Genomic DNA, 701 nt, shown 5'->3' with positions numbered 1-701 from the left:
GGGTCAAAGGCATCTGCCAGACCACCCCAACCACAATATTTTGCCAGTATCGTTTGTTCCTCGCTGTTGGCAGGATCACCGCCTTTTGCTACCCGCTGTTCAATTGCTTTCAGGGTTCGGATCGCGGCTACGTTAGCGGCGTACTTTTCTTTCGGTGAGCCAGGCAGTTGCGGACGATATGGGGCAACATAGTTGATGGGCTCATAGACACGAGGCTCGGACAATGCCTTGGCATCCGCCATGACCTGTTCCACGAAAGGTGAATCCGATTCAGAGGGAGAGGATTCCATGTGCCCAGGAGCCGAAGGTTCGCCCTGTGTTACATCGTCGGGGGGAGCCAATAAATGTGCATTACGCGGGTCCAGTGCCAAAAGTCGGGCAAATTCCTCACGGGAGATTCCGCGACTGAACAAAGGCATGGACTGGTCCTGCAAATGAATATCGTGACGCCCGATATCTTGTATGAGAAATGGATTTCCATCTTCAAGATATACAATATCTCCGATCTCACAGGTGCGAACTTCTTCTGGGTTGGGGGGCGAATTGGGATGATCGGAGTCAGCAGCGGGTTCTATGTCAGGGGGTTCCTGCATTTCCTGCTGGCTAAGCCATTGTATATACTGGTTTTGTTCATCTGGGGTGAGGTAGCGGTTCTCCTGCACGAACTGTCCCAACCGCTGTGCCATCTCATTCCAGCTGAA

1 protein-coding gene is annotated in these 701 nt (G+C 52.5%); it reads right to left on the bottom strand.

The annotated features are described in order from the left end of the window. On the bottom strand, window positions 1-686 hold a 686-nt coding region (locus tag ACESYO_RS16425; RefSeq protein WP_373210886.1), incomplete at its 3' end, for a hypothetical protein. Window positions 687-701 lie beyond the last annotated feature (15 nt).

It is taken from the genome of Allofournierella massiliensis (genome assembly GCF_964241245.1).
GTDB lineage: Bacteria > Bacillota > Clostridia > Oscillospirales > Ruminococcaceae > Allofournierella > Allofournierella massiliensis.
Note: the sequence above shows the minus strand (reverse complement) of the source record. Positions and strands in the feature narration are given on the sequence as shown.